At 72.7% G+C, this 21,637-nt stretch carries 24 protein-coding genes; 18 read left to right on the top strand and 6 right to left on the bottom strand.

What is annotated here, in order from left to right:
* The first annotated feature begins 120 nt into the window (after positions 1-120).
* The gene (locus ASG94_RS04810; RefSeq protein ID WP_056925226.1) at positions 121-900 is read left to right on the top strand and encodes an exodeoxyribonuclease III; all 780 of its coding nucleotides are present in this window, start codon (positions 121-123) and stop codon (positions 898-900) included.
* A 48-nt stretch (positions 901-948) separates the two neighbouring features.
* Complete coding sequence (locus ASG94_RS04815; RefSeq protein ID WP_082623927.1) at positions 949-2,115, top strand: DNA recombination protein RmuC; 1,167 nt, start codon at positions 949-951, stop codon at positions 2,113-2,115.
* A 46-nt stretch (positions 2,116-2,161) separates the two neighbouring features.
* Here ASG94_RS04815 and ASG94_RS04820 read toward each other — a convergent pair whose 3' ends face one another.
* Positions 2,162-2,839 (bottom strand): hypothetical protein, encoded by a 678-nt coding sequence (locus ASG94_RS04820; protein WP_056925227.1) that lies wholly within the window; start codon positions 2,837-2,839, stop codon positions 2,162-2,164.
* 76 nt (positions 2,840-2,915) lie between these two features.
* Between ASG94_RS04820 and ASG94_RS04825 the strand changes: the two genes are divergently transcribed.
* The 3 genes from ASG94_RS04825 (at position 2,916) to ASG94_RS04835 (ending at position 5,515) form a co-directional block, all read left to right on the top strand.
* Positions 2,916-3,101, top strand: coding sequence for a hypothetical protein (locus ASG94_RS04825; RefSeq protein ID WP_056925228.1), 186 nt, complete (start codon positions 2,916-2,918; stop codon positions 3,099-3,101).
* Between the two features lie 64 nt (positions 3,102-3,165).
* Entirely contained in the window at positions 3,166-3,594 is a 429-nt protein-coding gene (locus ASG94_RS04830) for a DUF6542 domain-containing protein (RefSeq protein WP_056925229.1), read from the top strand.
* Positions 3,595-3,649: 55 nt separating this feature from the next.
* Positions 3,650-5,515, top strand: coding sequence for a penicillin-binding transpeptidase domain-containing protein (locus ASG94_RS04835; RefSeq protein ID WP_200958017.1), 1,866 nt, complete (start codon positions 3,650-3,652; stop codon positions 5,513-5,515).
* A 203-nt stretch (positions 5,516-5,718) separates the two neighbouring features.
* Here the strand turns inward: ASG94_RS04835 and ASG94_RS04840 are convergent, their stop codons facing one another.
* Both ASG94_RS04840 and ASG94_RS04845 read right to left on the bottom strand, forming a co-directional pair.
* On the bottom strand, positions 5,719-6,342 hold the full coding sequence (locus ASG94_RS04840) for an L-threonylcarbamoyladenylate synthase (protein WP_056925231.1): 624 nt from the start codon (positions 6,340-6,342) through the stop codon (positions 5,719-5,721).
* Between the two features lie 19 nt (positions 6,343-6,361).
* Positions 6,362-7,408, bottom strand: coding sequence for a 4-hydroxy-3-methylbut-2-enyl diphosphate reductase (locus ASG94_RS04845; protein ID WP_082623928.1), 1,047 nt, complete (start codon positions 7,406-7,408; stop codon positions 6,362-6,364).
* Positions 7,409-7,471: 63 nt separating this feature from the next.
* Here ASG94_RS04845 and xseA point away from each other — a divergent pair, with 63 nt between their 5' ends.
* Complete coding sequence (gene xseA, locus ASG94_RS04850) at positions 7,472-8,761, top strand: exodeoxyribonuclease VII large subunit (protein WP_082623929.1); 1,290 nt, start codon at positions 7,472-7,474, stop codon at positions 8,759-8,761.
* Positions 8,758-9,000: an exodeoxyribonuclease VII small subunit gene (locus tag ASG94_RS04855; RefSeq protein ID WP_056925232.1), complete on the top strand. Its 243-nt coding sequence runs from the start codon at positions 8,758-8,760 to the stop codon at positions 8,998-9,000. Before xseA ends, ASG94_RS04855 begins: the two co-directional genes overlap by 4 nt.
* 13 nt (positions 9,001-9,013) lie before the next feature.
* Here the strand turns inward: ASG94_RS04855 and ASG94_RS04860 are convergent, their stop codons facing one another.
* Positions 9,014-9,589, bottom strand: a complete 576-nt coding sequence (locus tag ASG94_RS04860; protein WP_162260785.1) for a DUF4245 family protein — start codon at positions 9,587-9,589, stop codon at positions 9,014-9,016.
* An 85-nt stretch (positions 9,590-9,674) separates the two neighbouring features.
* Between ASG94_RS04860 and ASG94_RS04865 the strand changes: the two genes are divergently transcribed.
* The 6 genes from ASG94_RS04865 to glpX are packed head-to-tail and all read left to right on the top strand — an operon-like array spanning position 9,675 to position 14,497.
* Entirely contained in the window at positions 9,675-10,076 is a 402-nt protein-coding gene (locus ASG94_RS04865; RefSeq protein ID WP_056926298.1) for a TOBE domain-containing protein, read from the top strand.
* Complete coding sequence (locus ASG94_RS04870; protein WP_056925234.1) at positions 10,073-10,876, top strand: molybdate ABC transporter substrate-binding protein; 804 nt, start codon at positions 10,073-10,075, stop codon at positions 10,874-10,876. The genes ASG94_RS04865 and ASG94_RS04870 overlap by 4 nt, the downstream gene beginning before the upstream one ends.
* 32 nt (positions 10,877-10,908) lie before the next feature.
* Positions 10,909-11,673, top strand: a complete 765-nt coding sequence (modA, locus tag ASG94_RS04875) for a molybdate ABC transporter substrate-binding protein (RefSeq protein WP_056925235.1) — start codon at positions 10,909-10,911, stop codon at positions 11,671-11,673.
* Positions 11,670-12,494, top strand: a complete 825-nt coding sequence (gene modB / locus ASG94_RS04880) for a molybdate ABC transporter permease subunit (protein ID WP_056925236.1) — start codon at positions 11,670-11,672, stop codon at positions 12,492-12,494. The genes modA and modB overlap by 4 nt, the downstream gene beginning before the upstream one ends.
* Positions 12,491-13,477 (top strand): sulfate/molybdate ABC transporter ATP-binding protein, encoded by a 987-nt coding sequence (locus ASG94_RS04885; RefSeq protein WP_056925237.1) that lies wholly within the window; start codon positions 12,491-12,493, stop codon positions 13,475-13,477. The genes modB and ASG94_RS04885 overlap by 4 nt, the downstream gene beginning before the upstream one ends.
* A gap of 9 nt (positions 13,478-13,486) precedes the next feature.
* A complete protein-coding gene (glpX, locus tag ASG94_RS04890) occupies positions 13,487-14,497 on the top strand; it encodes a class II fructose-bisphosphatase (RefSeq protein WP_056925238.1) in 1,011 nt (336 codons plus the stop codon).
* Here glpX and ASG94_RS04895 read toward each other — a convergent pair.
* Entirely contained in the window at positions 14,462-15,289 is an 828-nt protein-coding gene (locus ASG94_RS04895) for an alpha/beta fold hydrolase (protein WP_056925239.1), read from the bottom strand. The genes glpX and ASG94_RS04895 overlap by 36 nt on opposite strands.
* 111 nt (positions 15,290-15,400) lie before the next feature.
* Here ASG94_RS04895 and ASG94_RS04900 point away from each other — a divergent pair, with 111 nt between their 5' ends.
* From ASG94_RS04900 to ASG94_RS04920, 5 genes are all read left to right on the top strand, one after another.
* Positions 15,401-16,339 carry an alpha/beta fold hydrolase gene (locus ASG94_RS04900; RefSeq protein WP_235537131.1) on the top strand — a complete coding sequence of 313 codons (939 nt, stop codon included), beginning with the start codon at positions 15,401-15,403 and terminating at the stop codon, positions 16,337-16,339.
* Between the two features lie 105 nt (positions 16,340-16,444).
* Entirely contained in the window at positions 16,445-17,740 is a 1,296-nt protein-coding gene (locus ASG94_RS04905) for an extracellular solute-binding protein (protein WP_056925240.1), read from the top strand.
* On the top strand, positions 17,737-18,684 hold the full coding sequence (locus tag ASG94_RS04910; RefSeq protein WP_056925241.1) for a carbohydrate ABC transporter permease: 948 nt from the start codon (positions 17,737-17,739) through the stop codon (positions 18,682-18,684). Before ASG94_RS04905 ends, ASG94_RS04910 begins: the two co-directional genes overlap by 4 nt.
* Entirely contained in the window at positions 18,684-19,514 is an 831-nt protein-coding gene (locus ASG94_RS04915) for a carbohydrate ABC transporter permease (RefSeq protein ID WP_056925242.1), read from the top strand. The genes ASG94_RS04910 and ASG94_RS04915 overlap by 1 nt, the downstream gene beginning before the upstream one ends.
* A gap of 6 nt (positions 19,515-19,520) precedes the next feature.
* On the top strand, positions 19,521-20,780 hold the full coding sequence (locus ASG94_RS04920; protein WP_056925243.1) for an ABC transporter ATP-binding protein: 1,260 nt from the start codon (positions 19,521-19,523) through the stop codon (positions 20,778-20,780).
* Between the two features lie 69 nt (positions 20,781-20,849).
* On the opposite strand, the gene ASG94_RS04925 is transcribed toward ASG94_RS04920, so the two are convergent.
* The gene (locus tag ASG94_RS04925) at positions 20,850-21,497 is read right to left on the bottom strand and encodes a DUF1707 SHOCT-like domain-containing protein (protein ID WP_056925244.1); all 648 of its coding nucleotides are present in this window, start codon (positions 21,495-21,497) and stop codon (positions 20,850-20,852) included.
* Positions 21,498-21,637: the final 140 nt, after the last annotated feature.

A 21,637-nucleotide genomic window follows, 5' to 3' on the forward strand; every position in this document is an offset into this window, starting at 1 on the left:
CTCCCGAGAACAGTGCGTGCAAGGAACCTGCCCCACCAGGATCGCCCGTGTAAAGGGCTCGCGACGACAAATCTTCTGGCCGGCACGGGGAACCTGTCGGCCCCCTCCTAGGGTGTCGGGGTGCGCATCGCCACCTGGAACGTCAACTCCCTCCGCTCCCGCATCGACCGCGTCGAGGCCTTCCTGCAGCGCCACGAGGTCGACGTCCTGGCCCTCCAGGAGACCAAGGCGCGCGAGGACCAGCTGCCCCTCATGGGGCTCGAGGCGCTCGGGTACGACGTCGCCGTCGCCGGCACCAACCAGTGGAACGGCGTCGCGCTGATCTCGCGCGTCGGCCTCGACGACGTACGGGTCGGCTTCGACGCGATGCCCGGGTACGGCGATCCCGTCGCCGCCGAGTCGCGCGCGATCGGCGCCCGGTGCGGCGGTGTGGACGTCTGGTCGCTCTACGTCCCCAACGGCCGCAAGCCCGACGACCCGCACTACGTCTACAAGCTCGACTGGCTGGCCCGCCTGCGCGAGGCCGCCGGGTCGTGGCTCGAGGGCGACACCGCCCTGGTCGGGGACTGGAACATCTGCCCCACCGACGACGACGTCTTCGACCCGGCGCAGTTCCAGAAGTCCACCCACGTCACTCCCCCGGAACGGGCCGCCTTCCAGGCGTTCCTCGACGACGGGTACGTCGAGGTGACCCGCGAGCACGCCCCGGGCTACACCTACTGGGACTACTACCGCCAGCGCTTCGAGCGCGACCGCGGGCTCAAGATCGACTTCGTGGTCGCCTCTCCGTCGCTCGCGGGCCGGGTGCGGGGCGCCTTCATCGACCGCGACGAGCGCGACCCCGCGCAGGGCACCGGGTCGCCCTCCGACCACGCCCCCGTCGTGGTCGACCTCGACTGAGGGCTTCGCCTCCGCCGCGATGTCGGTGGCCTGGTCCATGCTCGCCCCATGGACTTCCTGACCACCTCGGTGACGCTGCTCGTCGGTCTCGTGCTCGGCGGGCTCATCGGTCTGCTCTGGGCCCGGTCCCGGCCCCGGGACGCCGGCGTCGTGGCCGCGCTGGAGGCGCGCGAGCGGCGCGAGACGACCGACCAGGCGCTCGTGCGCGACGGGTTGATGCGGCTGCACGACCAGCTGCGCGACCTCGACCAGACCCGCGCCTCCTGGCAGGGACAGCTCAGCCAGCAGGTCACCGACATGCGGCTCACCGCCGAGTCGCTGCGACGCGAGACCGCCTCGCTGGCCACGGCCCTGCGCAAGCCCCAGGTGCGGGGCCAGTGGGGCGAGATGCACCTGCGGCGGGCCGTCGAGCTGGCCGGGCTGGTCGACCGCTGCGACTTCACCGAGCAGGTCCAGCTCGCCGACGGCGTGCTGCGCCCCGACCTCGTCGTGCACCTGGCCGGCGGCAAGTCGGTCGTCGTCGACGCCAAGGTGCCGCTCGACGCCTTCCTCGACGCGACCGGGGCCGAGGACGACGAGGAGCGCGACGCCCACCTGCGCCGCCACGTCGCCCAGCTGCGCCGACACGTCGACCTCCTCGGCGCCAAGGCCTACTGGCGATCCCTCGGGGAGACCCCGGAGTTCGTGGTGATGTTCGTGCCCGCCGAGGCCTTCCTGGCGGCCGCTCTGGAGACCCGGGGCGACCTCCTCGAGTACGCCGCGTCCCGCCAGGTCGTGCTCGCCACCCCGACCACGCTGATCGCCCTGCTCCGCACCGTCGCGCACGGCTGGTCCCACGAGACCTTGGCCAGTCAGGCGGCGGAGGTGCAGCGGCTCGGCCGCGAGCTGCACGAGCGCCTCGGCACCCTCGGCGGCCACCTCGACAAGGTCGGCCGGTCCCTCGGGGCCGCCGTCGCGTCCTACAACTCCGCCGTCGGCTCGCTGGAGGGCCGGGTGCTCGTCACCGCCCGGCGCTTCGGCGAGATGGGGGTGACCAGCGACGACCTGCCCTCACCGCGCCAGGTGGAGCAGGCGCCGCGGTCGCTGTCGGCCCCCGAGCTCGAGGCCCTCGGCGACGTGGCCCGTCCCGGGACCTCCGAGACGCTCTTCGACGGGACCTTCGGGCAACCCGACCCGCGTCCCGACGACCGCGAGGACCGGCTCCGCGGGGCGTAGCCGTGCTGCCCGGGCCGTGCTGCCCGGGCCGGGTCGGCCGGCGGGGTCAGCGCCAGCGGTGCCGGCTGCTCGGGGTCGGGTGGTCGTCCGGCACGTCGCCGACCTTGATCTCCGCGCCGTACCTCCACGGGTCGAGCAGCGGCAGGTAGCTTCCGCTCCAGAACGTGCCGGGGTCGAACCACTGGGCCTTGCGGTCGTCGGCGACGAGCCCCATCTCCTGCATCGTCAGGGCCACGACCTCGGCGCAGAAGGCCGCCTCCGGTCGCACCTGCCGGCCGCGCTTGCGCCGGGCGACGTACGCGTCCCGGCCCCGCAGCCAGCGGGCGGCGAGCCGGGTCGTGGTGGGGAACGAGACCCCGTCGAGGCGCGCGATCGCGCGCAGCAGCGCGTCCTCCTCGAGGCGACCCACGTCGGGGCTGACCTGCCGCATCCACGCCTGCTGGCCGTACTTCTCCTGCCACTGGCCGACGGCCGCCTGCAGGTCGTGGAGCTGCACGCCGCGGTGGTGGCCGCCCGACCAGACGTCGGGCAGCGACTTGCCGAGCTCGGCGTGCCACATCAGCGGCGGGAGGTCGTCGATGACCACGGCCATGCCGACGTGGTTGACCGGGGAGTTGGTGAGGGTCTGGATGGCCCGGTCGGCCGCCGTGCGTCCGCGGAAGAGCCACAGGTCCCCGGTCCGGGTCAGGTCGGCCGCCGCGTCCAGGGTGAGGTGCTCGGGCATGGCCGACAGTCTGGACCACGCAGGACGCGCCGCCGCAGCAACGACGCGCTGCCCGGCGCGCACTAGCCTTCGCTCCATGGCACACGCGTGGTGGAAGTGGCTGGGACTGGCCGGGGTCGTGGGCGTCGCCGCGACCGGTGCGGCGATGGCACGCCAGGAGCGGGTCCGTCGCGCCTACACCCCTGACGAGGTCCGCGACCGGCTGCACGCACGCCACGCGGCCGCCGAGGCCGCGGCATCCGGCGACGGCCCGCCCGCCTGAGCCCCGCGGGCACGCTCCGGCGCGGCTCCGCCGCGGGACTGCGCGCTCGGCCTACGGTGACCCCGTGAGCCAGACGAGGGCCCCGGGGGGCTCGTGGTGGACCGACGGCGTCGAGCCGGGCCGGCAGGCCGTGGCGCTCGGCGTGGCCGTCGCGCTCACCGTCGTGGTCGTCAACCTGCTGCTGGTCGGCGAGCTGAGCCTGTTCTTCGACCTGTGCTTCGTGGTGCTCTGCCTCGGGCTGGCCGTGGTCGTCACCCCGCACGACTTCTTCGCCGTCGGGGTGCTGCCGCCCCTCATCATGGTCGCGATCTTCGCCCTGCTCGGCTCGGTCGCGCCCGCCACCGTCGCCGACGCCGGCGACGGCGTCCCACAGGCGGTGCTCTCCGGGCTCGCCCACCACAGCACCGCCCTGGTCGCGGGCTACGTCCTGTGCCTCGGCACCCTGGCCCTGCGCCGGCGCACCCTCGCCCGCGACGCCCGGAACGAGGACTGACCGGCCGTTGCGCCCCACTGCTCCGACCCGCTCCGTGCCCGTGCGCCGACCCCTCGTGCCCCGCCCCCTCCTGCGCAGGCCTGCCCTCGCCGGCGTCCTGCTCCTGCTGCCGCTCGCGGCTTGCCAGGGTGGCGAGCCCCCGGACCCGGTCTTCGACGACCTCGCCTCGGGACTCGCCGGCCGCGACCTCGGCGGCGTACCCCTCGACGACCCCGCCGCGGACGACCAGCTGGCCGAGATCTGGGCGGCGGTCCCCGAGGACCAGCAGGTCACGGTGGAGGCGGGCGCGGTGACCACCGAGGACGACACCGCCTCCGCGACCCTCGACTGGACCTGGCAGCTCGACGGCACCGAGTGGAGCTACCAGACGCCGGTCGAGGCGACCCGCGTCGACGACGCCTGGCAGGTCAGCTGGAGCCCCGCCGTCGTCGCTCCCGACCTCGCGCCGGGCGAGAGCCTGGCCATCGGCACCCTGCCTGCCGAGCGCGGCCCGGTCCTCGGCGCCGGCGACAGCACGATCGTGGGCCCGCGCCCCGTGGTCCGCCTCGGGCTGGACAAGACCCAGGCCGAGCCCGGCGCGTGGACGAGCTCCGCGCGCGCCATCGCCCGGCAGCTCGACGTCGGCGTGGGCGACTACGTCGCACGGGTCGAGGCGGCCGGCGAGAAGGCCTTCGTCGAGGCACTGGTGCTGCGCGCCGACGACGCCGCCTCCACGCTCACCCCGGCGTACGCCGACATCCCCGGCGCGGCCCGCATCGAGGACGAGCTGCCACTGGCACTCACGCGCGAGTTCGCCGCTCCCCTCCTCGGGACGGTCGGCGACGCCACCGCGGAGGTCGTCGAGGAGTCGGACGGAGCGATCGCGGCCGGGGACGTGGTCGGCCTCTCCGGGCTCCAGGCACGGTACGACGAACAGCTGCGCGGCACGCCCGGCGTGCGGGTCAGCGCCACCGGCGGGGAGGCGGACCGCACCCTCTTCGAGCAGGCACCGGTCGCGGGTCAGCCCCTGCGCCTGTCCCTCGACCCAGCCCTGCAGCAGAAGGCCGAGCAGGCCCTCGCCGGCACCGGGCCCGTCAGCGCCCTGGTCGCGATCCGCCCCTCCACCGGCGACGTCCTCGCCGCCGCCAACGGACCCGGCAACGACGGGCTCAACGCCGCGACGTTCGGCCAGTACGCCCCCGGCTCCACCTTCAAGGTGGTGTCCTCGCTCGCCCTGTTGCGGGCCGGGCTCACCCCCGACACCCCGGTCGCGTGCGACGCGACCACCGTGGTCGACGGCAAGTCCTTCAAGAACTACGACGACTACCCTGCGTCCGGCGTCGGCCGGATCACGCTGCGCCAGGCCGTCGCCAACTCGTGCAACACCGCCTTCATCTCCCAGCGCGACCGGCTCGACGACACCGCGCTCACCGAGGCGGCCGGCTCACTCGGCCTGGGCATCGACCGCGACCTCGGCTTCCCGGCGTACTTCGGCCAGGTCCCGACCCCGCAGGGCGAGACCGAGAAGGCCGCGGACCTCATCGGCCAGGGCACCGTCCTGGCCTCCCCGATGGCGATGGCCGCGGTCGCCGCGTCGGTCAGCGCCGGGACCACGGTCACTCCCCGACTCGTGCTCGACCACGACGTCCCCCCGCCGGCCTCCGAACCGGCACCCCTGACGGCCCGGGAGGCGCAGCTGCTCCGGGGTCTCATGCGGGCCGTCGTCACCGAGGGCTCGGGCCGCTTCCTGGCCGGTCTGCCCGGGGAGGTCGGCGCCAAGACGGGGACGGCCGAGTACGGGACGCCCGACGCCTCCGGCTCGTTGCCGACGCACACCTGGATGATCGCCACGCAGGGCGACCTCGCGGTGGCGGTCTTCGTCGAGACCGGCGCGTCCGGGTCGCAGACGGCCGGTCCGCTGCTGGAGCAGTTCCTGCGCTGACACGGTCGTGCGCACGTGCGCACGAATGGGGCGAGGTCCTCAGCCGGGGTCGCGCACCCGCGCAACGACCGGCGGTGCTCCGGCCTCCATCACTGCGCACCTGCGCGACCGACGATCAAGGACCGCAGCCATCCCTGCGCACCCGCGCAACCAACGGGCCGGGACGACCCGCCCCCGCTGCGCACGTGCGCACGATGCCGGGCTCAGACCTCGAACCGCGAGGCGTCGCCCGCGCCGTACCGCACGACCTCGGGGGCGCCGCCCGACCAGTCGATGACCGTGGTGGGCTGCGCGGAGGTCTCCCCCGCCTCGATCACGATGTCGACGGCGTGGTCGAGGTCCTCCTTGATCTCCCAGCCCATCGTGCGGGCCTCCTCCTCGCCGGGCAGGATCAGCGTGCTGGTCAGGATCGGCTCGCCGAGCTCCTCGAGGATCGCGCAGACCAGCACGTGCTCGGGGATCCGCACCCCGACGGTGCGCTTCTTGGGGTGCATCAGCCGCTTCGGCACCTCCCCCGTGGCGGGCAGGATGAAGGTGTAGGGCCCCGGCGTGGCCGCCTTGATCGCCCGGAAGGCCGCGTTGTCGACGTGCACGAACTGCCCGAGCTGGGCGAAGTCCTTGCACATCAACGTGAAGTGGTGCCGCTCGTCGAGGTCGCGGATGCGCAGGATCCGGTCGCGACCCTCGCGGTTGCCGAGCCGGGCGCCGAGCGCGTAGCCCGAGTCGGTCGGGTAGGCGATCAGCTGGTCGTCCCGCAACGCCTCGACGACCTGCGTCACCAGCCGCGGCTGCGGGTTGTCGGGGTGGATGTCGAGGTAGCGGGCCATGTCCGCACCAGCCTCCCGGTCAGCCCCGGGCCTGGGCCGCGCGGATGTCACGCCGCAGCTCCGGCGGGAGGGCGAAGATGAGCGACTCCTCGGCCGTGTGGACGGCCCGGGCCTCCGGGTAGCCGCGCTCGGCGAGGTACGCCAGCACCCCGTCGACCAGCTCCTCCGGCACCGAGGCGCCGGAGGTCACCGACACGGTGCCGACTCCCTCGAGCCAGGCCTCGTCGATCTCGGAGGCGTCGTCGACGCGGTACGACGCCTTGGCGCCCGCCTCCAGGGCGACCTCCACCAGACGCACCGAGTTGGAGGAGTTGCCCGAGCCCACCACGATCACCAGGTCGGCGTCCTGGGCGATCTCCTTCACCGCCAGCTGCCGGTTCTGGGTGGCGTAGCAGATGTCGTCGCTCGGGGGGTCGAGCAGCAGCGGGAACTTCTCGCGGATCGCGGCCACCGTCTCGAGGGTCTCGTCGACCGACAGGGTGGTCTGGGAGAGCCACGCGACCCGGGACGGGTCCCGGACCTCGATGTGGGCGACGTCGGCGGGCGACTGCACGAGCTGGATGTGCTCGGGGGCCTCGCCGGCGGTGCCCTCGACCTCCTCGTGGCCCTCGTGGCCGATGAGCAGGATGTCGTAGTCGTCGCTCGCGAACCGCTTGGCCTCGTGGTGGACCTTGGTCACCAGCGGGCAGGTCGCGTCGATGGTCTTGAGACCCCGCTCCTGCGCCTCGGCGTGCACGGCCGGGGAGACGCCGTGGGCGGAGAACACCACGGTCTGTCCCTCCGGGACCTCGGTGAGCTCCTCGACGAAGATCGCTCCGCGGGACTCGAGGTCGGAGACCACGTGCTTGTTGTGCACGATCTGCTTGCGGACGTAGACCGGGGCGCCGTACAGGTCCAGCGCCTTCTCCACGGTGATCACCGCGCGGTCGACGCCGGCGCAGTAGCCACGGGGTGCGGCCAGCAGGACGTTCTTGGCGGCTTCGGGGTCGAGGACCGGGGGCAGGCCGAGGTCGGTGGCGCCGTCCTGAGCAGACGACGCGCCAGCGGCGCCGTGTCGAAGGGTCATGGGAGCGAGTCTAGAGCCGGGTGCGCGAACGGCACCGTCGGTGCCGTCGCCTAGGGTCCCTGCGTGGCCACCCTCCGCGACGCGACGCTCGAGTCACCGGCACCGGTGCGTGCCGTGGCCAACGCCGTCAGTCAGTGGGTCGACCGGCTCGGCGCCGTGTGGGTGGAGGGCCAGATCGCCCAGGTCAACCGACGCCCCGGCGTCGGCACCGTCTTCATGACGCTGCGCGACCCGATCGCCGACATCTCGGTGACCCTCACCTGCCAGCGCACGCTCTTCGACTCCCTCAACCCGCCGATCGTCGAGGGCGCCAGCGTGGTCGTCCACGCCCGACCGTCGTTCTACGCCAACCGCGGCAGCTTCTCCCTCTACGCGCGCGAGATCCGGATGGTCGGGCTCGGCGAGCTCCTCGCCCGCATCGAGCGCCGCCGCCAGCTGCTGGCCGCCGAGGGCCTCTTCGCCCCCGAGCTCAAGCGCGACCTGCCCTTCCTGCCCGGTCGGGTGGGCCTGGTGACCGCGCCCGGCAGCGCCGCCGAGCGCGACGTCGTCGACAACGCCCGCCGGCGGTGGGCGGCCGTGGACGTCGTCACGGCGTACGCCGCGATGCAGGGTCCGCGCTCGGCCACCGAGGTGATCGAGGCCCTCGAGCGCCTCGACGCCGACCCGAGCGTCGACGTGATCGTCATCGCGCGCGGCGGCGGCTCGGTCGAGGACCTGCTGCCGTTCTCCGACGAGGCCCTGCTCCGGGCGGTGCACCGGGCTCGCACCCCGGTCGTGTCGGCCATCGGCCACGAGCAGGACGCACCCCTGCTCGACCTCGCCGCCGACGTCCGCGCCTCCACCCCCACCGACGCCGCCAAGCTGGTCGTGCCCGACATGGCCGAGGAGCTCGCCGGGGTCACCTGGGCCCGCGACCGCGTCCGCTCCGTGATGGCCCGCATCGTCGAGCGCGAGCAGGAGCGCCTCGACCAGCTCCGCTCCCGGCCCGTGATGGCCGACCCCCGCACCCTGCTGGTCGCACGCGGCGACGAGCTCGACCAGCTGCTCGAGCGCGCCCGGCGCACCCTGGGCCACCGGCTCGACCGGGCAGCCGACGACATCGGCCACCAGCGCGCCCGGGCACGGGCGCTCTCCCCCCTGGCCACCCTCCAGCGCGGCTACGCGGTGCTCCAGGACGCCGACGGCCACGTCGTGACCTCCGTCGGAGCGGTCGCGGTCGGCACCGAGGTCACCGTCCGCGTGGCCGACGGCCGGGTGCTGGCCACCGCGACCGGCACCGAGGCCGACCCGACCGCCGCCGCCAGCACCCCGGACGACGACATCGATCCCCCCACCCGAGAGAAGAAGCGATGAGCGACTCCCCCGCCGAGCAGGACACCCCGACGTACGAGGCCGCCCGCGAGGAGCTGATCGAGGTGGTGCGCACCCTGGAGGCCGGCGGCACCACGCTCGAGGAGTCGCTCGCCCTGTGGGAGCGCGGCGAGCGCCTGGCGCAGGTCTGCCAGGAGTGGCTCGACGGCGCGCGCACCCGCCTCGACGCCGTCATCGACGGCACGCACGACACCCGGGCCGCCGACAGCTCCGAGCAGTAGCCGTCGAGCGCGCTCAGCGCTGCAGCAGCCCGACGAGCTCGGTGATGTCTGCGCGCGGGGCCGAGCCGTAGACCAGGACGGTCTGGTCGCCGAGCTCCGCGGAGTACCCCGTGTCCCCGCCCTCGTCGGTCCAGGCGGTCCACGTGTCGGCAACCTCGCTGTCGAGGCTCACCTGCTCACCCGCCACGGCGTCCTCGTCGATCGCCACCGCAGCCATGTCGTCGGCCGACTCCTCCTCCTGCCGGATCCCCACGAAGCGACCCTCGTCGGTGAGCATCCCCATGGCCCAGGCCGGCGACTCGTCGCGCGTGAGGTCCACGCTCGTGGCCTTCCAGCCGTCGGGCAGCTCGCGCGGGTGCACCAGCGCGAGGCCGGCATCGGCGGCCGCCGCCACGGCGTCCTGGTAGTCCACCGGCGCCACGTCGACCTCGGCCTGGTCCCGCGTCACCCCGCGCAGGGCGAGGAAGCCGCCGATGACCAGCAGGGTGATGATCATCGCGCCGACCATGCCGGCGGCCGAGCGCTGGTGGCGCGAGGGCTTGCCGGTGGGCTCGCTCACGGTGGGTGGGGTGACGCCGCTGTCGCTCACGGTGCCGATTGTCCCGTACCGCCCCAGCGCGTCGTACCCGCCCGTCGTGGTCGGCGGCAGCGGGCCGATGGGAGACAATCGCGCCATGACGACCTACCGCCTCTCCGAGGCCGCCGACGTGCTGGGCGTCAGCGACGACACCGTGCGGCGCTGGGTCGACGCCGGCCGGCTGCCGGCCGTGCCCGGGGACGGCCGCTCCCCCACGACGATCCGGGGCACCGACCTCGCCGCGCTCGCGGAGTCGCTGCTCGACGAGCCGGACCGTGAGCAGTCCCGCGCCAGCGCAGTCAGCGCCCGCAACCGGCTCGGCGGCATCGTGACCCGGGTCAAGAAGGACCACGTCATGGCCCAGGTGGAGATGGTGTGCGGCTCGCACCGGATGGTGTCGCTGATGAGCGCCGACGCCGCCGACGAGCTCGGGCTCGAGCCGGGCGTCCGCGCCGTGGCCTCGGTCAAGTCCACCCACGTCGTGGTCGAGGTCCCGTGAGGCGCCCGCCCCGCGCGGTCCTCGTCGGGGCCGCGGTGCTCCTCGTCCTGCTCCTCGTCGGCGTCGTCGCCCTCGTCGTGCGCTCGACCTCCGGGCCGGAGAAGACGATCGAGGTGTACGCCGACTCGTCGCTGCGCCACGCGTTGGCGGACCTCGCCACGGCGTTCGAGGAGGAGTCCGACGTCTCGGTCGACGTGACCTCCGGAGCCACCACCACCCTGACGACCCTCCTGGTCGAGGCGTCCACGCAGGAGGGCGCCGCCGGGCCGGACGTCTTCGTCGCGGCGGACCCCATCAGCCTCTACTCGGTCAACAGCCTCCTCACGGGTGAGCCGATGGTCCTCGCCGAGGACCACCTCGTCCTCGTCGTGCCGCGCGGCAACCCGGCCGGGATCGAGGGCCTCGCGGACCTGCGGCGTGCCGACCTGTCCGTGTGCGCCGCGGACGAGCCGTGCGGCCGCGCCGCCCAGCCCGTCCTCGCCGCCATCGACGTCGAGGCCGGGAGCCCGTCGGGCACCGACTCGGCGGCCGCCGTCCGACGGGTCGTGGACGGATCGGCGGACGCGGGCCTCGTCCTCGCCTCGGAGGCTGCGGCGGCGGGCGACGACGTGGAGGTGATGGAGCTGCCGTGGTCCGGCGACCGCGTCACCTTCCCCGCCCTCTCCCTCCTGGCGGGGGCGAGCGATCCCGACGAGGGCCAGGAGTTCATCGACTTCGCACTGGGCGAGGACGGGCAGGCCATCCTCGCCGAGCACGGCTTCGCCTCCGCTGAGAATCCGCACCTGCAGCCCGAAGAGTGACGTTCCAGCCGCAGGTGCGGCACACTCTGCGCATGACGAGTCTCCGAAGTGCGTCCCTGGGGGCGGTCGCTCTCGCCCTGGCCCTCGCCGGGTGCGGGGACGACGGGACGGGGAGCGCCGACGAGCAGCAGCTCACCGTCCTGGCCGCCGCCTCCCTCACCGACGTCTTCACCGAGCTGGGCACGGCGTTCGAGGCCGACGAGGGGGCGGACGTGCGCTTCAGCTTCGGCAGCAGCACCGACCTGGCCCAGCAGGCCGCGGACGGGGCCCCCGGGGACGTGCTCGCCACCGCCGACACGACCTCGATGGGGATCGCCGAGGACGCCGGGGTGACGGGTGGGGTCGACGCGTTCGCCACCAACGTGCTCGTCCTGGTCACCGCGCCGGGCAACCCGCTGGGCATCGAGTCGCTCGCCGACCTGGAGGGGACGAGCTGGGTGCGCTGCGCCGACGAGGCGCCGTGCGGCCGGGTCGCCCTCGAGGTGCTGGACGCCGCCGGGGTGACCGCCGAGCCCGCCAGCCTGGAGGACGACGTCCGCGCGACCCTCGACAAGGTCACCTCCGGCGAGGTCGACGCCGGGCTCGTCTACGCCACCGACGCGGTGGCCGCGGGCGACAGCGTGACGACCGTCGAGATCCCCGAGGCGGCCGACGTCGTGACGACGTACGACGTGACGACCCTCGAGCAGGCCGGCGACCCCGACCTGGCCCGGGCCTGGGTCGACCTGCTGCTCTCCGACGCCGGCCGGACGGCGCTGGAGGACGCCGGGTTCACCGTGCCCGACCCCGCGGCATGACCCACGACCCCCTCGGGCGTCCGCCCGCGGTCCTGATGGTGCCGGCCGTGCTCGCGGTGCTCGTGCTCGTCGTCCCGCTCGTCGCCCTGGTCGCGGCCACCGACTGGTCCCAGATGCCCGCCCAGCTCGCGTCCGAGCCCTTGCGCGAGGCCCTGCGCCTCAGCGTGGTCACCTCGACGGTCGCGATGCTGGTGTGCCTCGTCCTGGGCCTGCCGTTGGCGTGGCTGCTGGCCCGCGTCGACTTCCGGGGCCGCGGCCTGGTGCGCGCCCTGGTCACCGTCCCGCTGGTGCTGCCGCCGGTGGTGGCCGGCATCGCCCTGCGCGACGCCTTCGGCCGCACGGGCGTGATCGGCGAGCCGCTGCTGGAGCTGACCGGCTTCGCGTTCCCGTTCACCACGTGGGGCGTCGTGCTCGCCCACGTCTTCGTCTCCCTGCCCTTCGTGGTCATCGCCATCGAGGGGGCGCTCCGCTCCGCCGACCCGGTGTACGACGCCGCTGCCGCGACGCTGGGGGCCACCCGCTGGACGACCTTCCGACGGGTGACGGTCCCCCTGGCCGTGCCGGGCATCCTGGCCGGCATGGTGCTGGGCTGGGCCCGGTCGCTGGGCGAGTTCGGCGCCACGATCACCTTCAACGGCAACTACCCGGGCACCACCCAGACGATGCCGACGCTGATCTACGTGACCCGGCAGGCCGACCAGGGCGCCGCGCAGGCGCTCAGCCTGGTCATGCTGGCGCTCTCCCTGGCCGTGCTGCTCCTGCTGCGTGATCGGTGGCTGGGCGACCGGGGGCTGGGCGGCCGAGGGCTGGCGGCGGCGTGAGCCGGGACCGCACCGGGCTCGACGTCGACCTCGAGGTGCCCGGCCGCGTGCGGGCGGCCCTGGTCGGCCACCCCGGACAGGTCATCGCCCTCATCGGTCCGAACGGCGCCGGCAAGAGCAGCCTGGTGCACGCCCTGGCCGGCCTCGTGGTCGCCGAGGGACGGGCGCACCTCGACGGGGTCGACCTGCTGCCCCGGTCCGCGCGGGAGCGCGAGGTGGGCCTGGTCTTCCAGGACCGCGCCCTGTTCCCGCACCTGTCCGCCCGCGACAACGTCGCCTTCGGCCCCCGGTCCCGCGGCGTCGCGCGCCGCGAGGCCCGCCACCGCGCGGACGGGTGGCTGGAGCGGATGGGGCTCGGCGACCTCGCGGACCGTCGGCCCGGCCAGCTCTCCGGCGGCCAGGCACAGCGGGTGGCCATCGCCCGCGCCCTCGCCACCGAGCCCCGGCTGCTGCTCCTCGACGAGCCGATGGCCGGCCTCGACGTCACCGTGGCGATGGCGCTGCGGATCGAGCTGGCCCGGCACCTGCGCGACTACGACGGGGTGACGGTGCTGGTCACCCACGACGCGCTGGACGCGCTGGCGCTGGCCGACCGGGTGGTGGTGCTCGACGAGGGCCGGGTCGCCCAGCAGGGCACCCCGGAGGACGTGGCGGCCCACCCCCGCACCCCGCACGTGGCCCGCCTGGTCGGGCTCAACGTGCTGCGCGACGCCGACGGGTTCACCTCGTTCCGGCCGCGCGACGTCACCGTCAGCCTGCGACGGCCCGAGGGGTCGGCCCGACTCACGTGGTCGGGGCCCGTGTCGAGCGCCCAGCAGCACGGCGACGCCGTACGCCTGCTCGTCGGGACCGAGCCCGCACTGCTCGCGGACGTGACGCCCCAGGCGGCCAACGAGCTGGGCCTCGCACCGGGACGTGAGGTGTGGCTGTCCGTCAAGGCGACGGCCGTGAGCCGCTACGGCCACGACGAGGAGGGCGGCTAGCATGCGCCCATGACGCCGAGCGAGACCGTGCCGAAGCCCGACCGCAACCTCGCCCTGGAGCTGGTGCGGGTCACCGAGGCGGCCGCCATGGCGGCCGGGCGCTGGGTCGGGCGCGGCGACAAGAACGACGCCGACGGTGTGGCCGTCAACGCCATGCGGGTGATGATCTCGACCATCGGGATGCGCGGCACGGTGGTGATCGGCGAGGGCGAGAAGGACAACGCCCCGATGCTCTACAACGGCGAGCAGGTCGGCGACGGCACGGGCCCCGAGTGCGACGTCGCCGTCGACCCGATCGACGGCACCACGCTGACCGCCAAGGGCATGAACAACGCGATCGCGGTGCTCGCGGTCGCTCCCCGCGGCTCGATGTACGACCCCTCGGCCGTCTTCTACATGGAGAAGCTGGTCACCGGCCCCGAGGCCGCCGACGTGGTCGACATCCGCCTGCCGGTCGCGGAGAACATCCACCGGGTGGCCAAGGCCAAGGGCAGCTCGCCCCACGACGTGACCGTCGTGCTCCTCGACCGCCCGCGGCACGCGCAGCTCGTCGAGGACATCCGCCAGACGGGCGCCCGGATCAAGTTCATCGAGGACGGCGACGTGGCCGGCGCGATCATGGCGGCCCGCCCCGACACCGGTGTCGACCTGCTCCTCGGCATCGGCGGCACCCCGGAGGGGATCATCGCGGCCTGCGCGATGAAGAGCCTCGGCGGCGTCATCCAGGGCCGGCTGTGGCCCCAGGACGACGACGAGCGCCAGAAGGCCCTCGACGCCGGCCACGACCTCGACCCCGACTTCGTGCTCGACACCGACCAGCTCGTCACCGGCGACGACTGCTTCTTCGTCGCCACGGGCATCACCGACGGCGAGCTGATGCGCGGCGTGCGCTACCGCGCCGACGGGGCGACCACCGACTCGCTGGTGATGCGCTCGCGCAGCGGCACGATCCGCCGGATCAGCTCGGAGCACCAGCTCGCGAAGCTACGCGATTTCTCCGCGATCGACTTCGACAACTGACGCACCGGGGCGCAGGCCCCGCACGACCTCGGCGATGACCCGCGGGTCGACCGCCATGCCCACGTGCGAGGCCCGCACCTCCACCGGACGGGCCGCCGGATCGAGGCACGCGCGCCAGTCGACGATGCCGTCGCGCCGGCTGTAGATCGCCGTGAAGTCGACGTGCTCGGGCAGGGGCGCGCGACCGTCGTCGAAGCTCTGGCGCGCGCAGTCGCCGGCGACGCAGTCCTGCGACATCAGCCCCGGCACGCCGGCCCGGCTCAGCCGCACGAGCAGGGCGACGCTCGCCGCCAGGCTCACGTGGTGCGCGCCGGGGGCCAGCACCGGACTGCCGAGCGTCACCAGGCCGGACACCAGGTCCGGGCGGCGGGCGGCCACGCCGCGGGCCAGCATCCCGCCGAGGCTGTGCCCGACGACGCGCACCCGCGAGCCGCGCCGCTGCGCGATCCACTCCAGCCGCGCCTCGAGCAGCGCCGCGGCGTCCAGGGTGCACCCGACGTTGGCGTGGATCTGCGAGCGATAGGCCCGGAAGCCCTGCTGCACCAGCGCCCGCCGCATCAGGCCCAGGCTGCCGTCGCCGGCCATGAACCCCGGGACCAGCAGCACCGGGTCGTCGGTGCGCGGCAGCGTCCGGGAGGAGTACGGCGTGCCCCGCCGTCCGCGGTGGCCGACCGCCGCCAGCGCGTAGCGGCCCGCCTCGCCGACGACCCGGCCCTCGCCCAGCACCGCCCGGGCCAGGGGGCGGTCGAAGCCCTCCGGGCGCAGGAAGTCCGCGAGTGTGGTCGGCGTCACATCAACAAACGTAGCGCCATCAGGCCCCGGGGCCGGGGACCCGGCACCGGATTCGCCCACCTGGGGGTGGACCGGGGCCCGATCCTCCCGCCGCTGTTGTTGACTGGGGGCATGCCCAGCGCCGGCCCGCCCCGTCCCGACCAGCCCCGGGAGGAGGTGCGCGTGTCCGAGGAGCTCTTCGCCCCCGTCAGCCACGGCATCGAGCTGTGCTACCAGACCTTCGGGTCCCCCGACGACGACCCGCTGCTGCTCGTGATGGGTCTGGGCGGGCCGATGACGTGGTGGGACGCCGACTTCTGCGAGCGCCTGGCGCGCGCCGGCTTCTTCGTCATCCGCTACGACAACCGCGACACCGGCCGCTCGACGAAGGTGAAGGTCCGGGTCGGCCGCGCCCAGCTGGTCCGGGCGTTCTCCACCGGCCGGGCGCGGACGCCGTACACCCTCGACGACCTGGCCGCCGACGGACTGGCCCTGCTCGACCACCTCGGCATCGAGGCCGCGCACGTCGCCGGCGTCTCGATGGGCGGCATGATCGTCCAGACCATGGCCGTCGCCGCCCCCGCGCGGGTGCTGTCCATGTCCAGCATCATGTCGACGACCGGGCGGCGCACGGTCGGCTGGCAGAGCCCCCAGCTGCTGCCCATGCTCGTCGCTCCCCGCAAGCCCGGCCGCGAGGCCTACGTCCAGTCCAGCGCGGCCATGTGGAAGATGATCGGCTCCCCCGGCTTCCCCACCGACGCCGAGACCCGCCGGCATCGCGCCGAGGAGACCTTCGACCGCGGCTTCGACGCCAGCGGCGTGATGCGCCAGATGCTGGCCATCGTCACCCAGCCCAACCGCACCGTCGCCCTGCGCTCCCTCGGCATCCCCGCGCTCGTGGTCCACGGGCTGGCGGACAAGATGGTCCACGTCTCGGGCGGGCGCGCCACGGCCTCGGCGGTGCCGGGAACCGAGCTCCTCCTCATCGACGGGATGGGCCACGACATGCCGGAGCAGCTCTTCGACACCTTCGTCGAGGCGATCCGCCGCACCGCCGACCGCGCGAGCTGAATCCCCTACCACGTGGGGGATCCGCGTCTCGCGGCGGTCGCGGCGTCTTGCCAAACGCCTCCGCAGGGACTAGACGTGACCTACACCACAACAGGGGAGGAACGCATGCACCGTCCCTCACGGCGCCGTTCGAGGCGTCGGGCACCACGGCAGGCTGCGGCACTCGCCGCAGCCCTGGCCTGCACCGCATCACTCGCCGCCTGCTCGGGCGACGGCGGCGGCAAGCCCGAGCTGATCTGGTACATCAACCCGGACAGCGGCGGGCAGGCGGCCATCGCCGAGGCCTGCTCGACCGACGACTACACCATCTCCGTCCAGGTCCTGCCCCAGGACGCCGGCCAGCAGCGCATCCAGCTGGCCCGCCGTCTCGCGGCAGAGGACCCGGCCATCGACCTGATGAGCCTCGACCCGCCGTACACGGCCGAGTTCGCCAACGCCGGGTTCCTGGCCGAGATCCCCCAGGACATGCAGGACAAGCTCACCGAGCAGTCCTTCGACGGTGCCACGGCGGCAGCGACCTGGGAGGACCAGCTCGTGGTCTTCCCGTTCTGGTCCAACACGCAGGTGCTCTGGTACCGCAAGTCCTTCGTCGAGAAGGCCGGCATCGACATGAGCAAGCCCGTCACGTGGGACCAGATCATCGACGCCGCCAGCGAGAACGACGGCAAGATCGGGGTCCAGGCCAACAAGTACGAGGGCTACTCCGTGTGGATCAACGCCCTCATCTCGGGTGCCGGCGGCAACATCGTCGAGGACGCCGAGAAGGGCGCGGACGCCACCCTCGGCCTGGACAGCCAGGCCGGTGACGACGCCGCCAAGGTCATCGAGAAGCTCGCCTCCTCCGAGGCCGCTCCCTCCGACCTCTCGGTCTCCAACGAGGGCACGGCCGGTTCGACGTTCGGCTCCGACGAGGGCTCCTTCCTGGTCAACTGGACCTACATCTGGCACAACTACGACGAGAGCGCGCCCGACGTCGCCAAGGACATCGGCTACACGATGTACCCGGAGACCGTCGAGGGCGAGGAGTCGCGTCCGCCGTACGGCGGCATCGGCATCGGCGTCAGCGAGTACTCCTCCGAGAAGGAGAACGCCCTCGAGGCGGCGATGTGCCTGGTCGAGCCGGAGCAGCAGAGCACCAACGCGGAGATCACCGGCAACATGCCGGCGAGCCCCGCGGCGTACGACTCCGACAAGCTCAAGGAGCTCTACCCCGACGACCTGCGGCAGCTGTTCAAGGACAGCGTCGACGCGGCCGCGCCGCGCTCGGTGACGCCGTACTGGTCCGACATCTCCAGCTCGATCCAGAGCACCTGGCACCCGCCGGCGGGCGTCGACTCCGACACCCCGTCGCAGTCCAACTCGTTCGCCGAGGACATCCTGAAGGGAGGGTCGTTGCTGTGACCACCACCGTCGCACCCGACTCCCAGCGCGACACCAAGCGGTCGGGCAAGGCCGCTGCGAGCGACCGCACGGCCGCCGAGAACAGGCTCGGGCAGAAGCTCGTGGCACCCGCCGTCATCATGATGGTCCTCGTCACGGCCTACCCGATGCTCCAGGCGCTCTACCTCTCGCTGTTCCGCTACCGGCTGACGTCACCGGACGACCGCGAGTTCGTGGGGCTGGGCAACTACGGCACGATCCTCACCGACTCGCTGTTCTGGAAGGACACCTGGAACACCGTGCTGATCATGGTGGTCACCGTGGGGGTGGAGCTGGTCATCGGCTTCGGCTTCGCGATGGTGATGCACAAGATCATGGTCGCCCGCGGCCTCATGCGGACCTCGATCCTGATCCCCTACGGCATCATCACGGTGGTCTCGGCCTTCGCCTGGCAGTTCGCGTTCTCGCTCAACAACGGCTTCGTCAACGCGTGGCTGCCGTTCTTCGACGAGAACTTCAACTGGTTCGGCTCCCACTGGCCGGCCATGTTCGCGATCATGATCTCCGAGATCTGGAAGACCACGCCGTTCATGGCGCTCCTGCTCCTCGCCGGCCTCTCGCAGGTGTCGGAGGACATGCTGGAGGCGGCCCAGGTGGACGGCGCCACGTGGTGGCAACGGCTGTGGAAGGTGATCCTGCCGAACATGAAGGCGGCGATCATGGTCGCGGTGCTCTTCCGCGCCCTCGACGCCTACCGCATCTTCGACCAGATCTTCATCATGACCAAGGGAGCGCAGGACACCGAGTCGATCTCGTTCCTGACCTACCGCCAGGTGATCGAGCAGATGCAGCTCGGGATGGGCTCGGCCCTCTCGGTGCTGCTGTTCCTCTCGGTGCTCATCCTGGCATTCGGGATCGTCAAGCTGTTCCGGGTCGACCTGGCGCAGGCGAGGGGTGAGGGCTGATGAAGCAGAAGACCGGAATCGGCACCTGGATCGGCTTCGCGCTGATCATGATCTGGTGCCTGCTGCCCGTGGTGTGGATCATCTCGCTGTCCTTCAAGTCGCTCGCCGAGACGACGGCCGGCAGCCCGCAGTTCCTGCCCAAGGACCCCACGCTCGACAACTACTCGGCGATCCTCGACAACGGGGACTTCACCAGGGCCCTGATCAACAGCTTCGGCATCTCGCTCATCGCGACCCTGCTGTCGGTCATCTTCGCCACGCTGGCGGCGTACGCCATCGCGCGGCTGGAGTTCAAGGGCAAGCGCATCGTGCTCTCGATGGCCCTGGCCATCGCGATGTTCCCCGTCGTCTCGCTGGTGGGCCCGCTGTTCGACATGTGGCGGACACTGGGCCTGTTCAACACCTGGCCCGGCCTGATCATCCCCTACATGACCTTCACGCTGCCGCTGGCGATCTGGACCCTGTCGGCCTTCTTCCGCGAGATCCCGTGGGAGATGGAGCAGGCCGCCCAGGTCGACGGCGCCACGTCGTGGCAGGCCTTCCGCAAGGTGATCGTCCCGCTCGCGGCTCCCGGAGTCTTCACCGCCGCGATCCTGACGTTCTTCTTCGCCTGGAACGAGTTCGTGCTCGCCATCTCGCTGACGTCGACGACGAGGTCCCGCACGGTCCCGGCGCAGATGTCGTTCTTCGTGGGCCCGGACCCGTTCAACCCGCCGTACAGCCAGCTGGCCACGGCATCCGTCATCGTCACGATCCCCGTGATCATCATCGTCCTGCTGTTCCAGCGCAAGATCGTCGCCGGCCTCACCTCCGGCGCAGTGAAGGGTTGATCTCTCATGGCTGCCATTGACATGAAGAACATCGTCAAGAAGTACGGCGACGGCTTCCCCGCCGTCAACGACGTCAGCATCGACGTCGCCGATGGGGAGTTCATGATCCTCGTCGGCCCGTCGGGCTGCGGGAAGTCGACCCTCCTGCGGATGATCGTGGGCCTCGAGGACATCACCTCGGGCGACATGATCATCGGTGAGAAGAAGGTCAACGACCTCGCCCCGCGCGACCGCAACCTCGCGATGGTGTTCCAGAACTACGCGCTCTACCCCCACCTGACCGTCTACGAGAACATCGCGTTCCCGCTGCGGCTGGCCGGGGCGTCCGACGACGAGGTCGACAAGAAGGTCCGCAACGCGTCCAAGACGCTCGAGCTCGACGAGCACCTCGAGCGCAAGCCCGGCAACCTGTCGGGCGGTCAGCGCCAGCGGGTGGCGATGGGGCGCGCGATCGTGCGCGACGCGGACGCGTTCCTCTTCGACGAGCCGCTGTCCAACCTCGACGCCAAGCTCCGTGGCCAGATGCGCACGGAGATCTCGCGGCTGCAGAAGCGGCTGGGCATCACCACGGTCTACGTCACCCACGACCAGACCGAGGCGATGACCCTGGGTGACCGGGTGGCCGTGCTCAAGCGTGGTGTGCTCCAGCAGCTCGCCACGCCGCGCGAGCTCTACACCAACCCGGGCAACCTGTTCGTGGCCGGCTTCATCGGCTCCCCGCCGATGAACTTCCTGCCCGCGGAGGTCGACGGCACGTCGGTCAAGCTGCCCTTCGGCACCGTGCAGATCCCGCAGGAGCGGGCCGAGCGGGCCCAGGGCAAGGGGCTGCTCATCGCCGGCATCCGCCCCGAGCACTTCGAGGACGCCTCGGTGAAGGACGACACCTCCTCGGGCTCGACCTTCCGGGCCACCGTGGACGTCGTGGAGTGGCTCGGCAACGAGGCCTACGCCTACATCCCGTTCGAGGCGCCGCCGGAGGTCCAGAAGCAGCTCACGCAGCTCGAGCACGACCTCGACGGGGACCAGATGCGCACCCAGCTCGTCGTGTCGCTCGACGGCGCCAGCCGCATCGCGGAGGGTGACGAGGCCGAGATCTGGGTGGACTCCACCAAGATCCACCTCTTCGACCCGGCGACCGGCGAGAACCTCACCGTCGACGAGTCGCGCGCCGGCCGGATCCCGGAGCGCGAGGACCCGAAGGCCAAGGAGCAGGCCGAGAAGATGGCCGACCACGGCGAGGAGGTCCACTCCGCCGAGGAGGCCTGACCGCTCCGCCCGAGCACGACGAGGCCCGTCCCCGCATCCCGGGGGCGGGCCTCGCGGCGTGTCGGGCGCCTAGTAGTGGCCGAGCATCTTGCGCGGCGTGCCGGGCGGGGGCAGCCGGACGACCTGGACCGAGCCCATGAGCGCCAGGCCGCGGACCCGCACGGTCGGCGAGGCGGGGCCGAGGTCGGCGGCCACCTTGTCCTTGCCCTGGCCGTAGTCGCCCATGATCGGAGTGCCGTCGACGACGGCGTGCACGTGCGCCGGGATGAGGATCTTGACGTCGCCCATGATGGCGCTGGCGTTGATGGTGACCTCCGGTCCGGCCAGGAGCGCCTCGCGCAGGTCGAGGGTGATGCTGCCCATCAGGGCGAACGCCGCGTGGTTGACGGGGACCTGCCAGACACCACGCCGCTTGCAGTCGCCCATGATCGCGATCGACGACGCGTGCCCGACGGCAGGTACGCCGCCCGCGCGCGGCGCCGGCGACGCCGTCGGTGGGGCCGGCTGGACGACGTGGAGGTCGGCGGTGATCGGCACCAGGTCGGCGTACGTCTTGGCCTCGAAGGTCATCTCGAGGCGCTCGTCGAGCTCGTCGAGGTCGAGCCGCCCCTCCCCCGCCGCCTCCCGCAGCACCTCGGCCACCCGGTGCCTGTCGGCGTCCGAGATGCGCATCCGGCTCGGGTCCCCCGGGACGTTCGTCCCCTCCAGCTCGCCCATGGGCGGCAGCCTACCGAGAGCCAGGGACGGAGACGTGCTGGTGGATCGGCGGGGGCCGGGCCGGTCGTCGAGCCACGGAGGGGTGCTGCTGTGCGCGGTGGACAGCGGGAGGGGCCGGGGTGGAGTCTGGAGTGACGTTT

It is taken from the genome of Nocardioides sp. Soil805, from assembly GCF_001429625.1.
In the GTDB taxonomy this organism is placed as follows: domain Bacteria; phylum Actinomycetota; class Actinomycetes; order Propionibacteriales; family Nocardioidaceae; genus Nocardioides.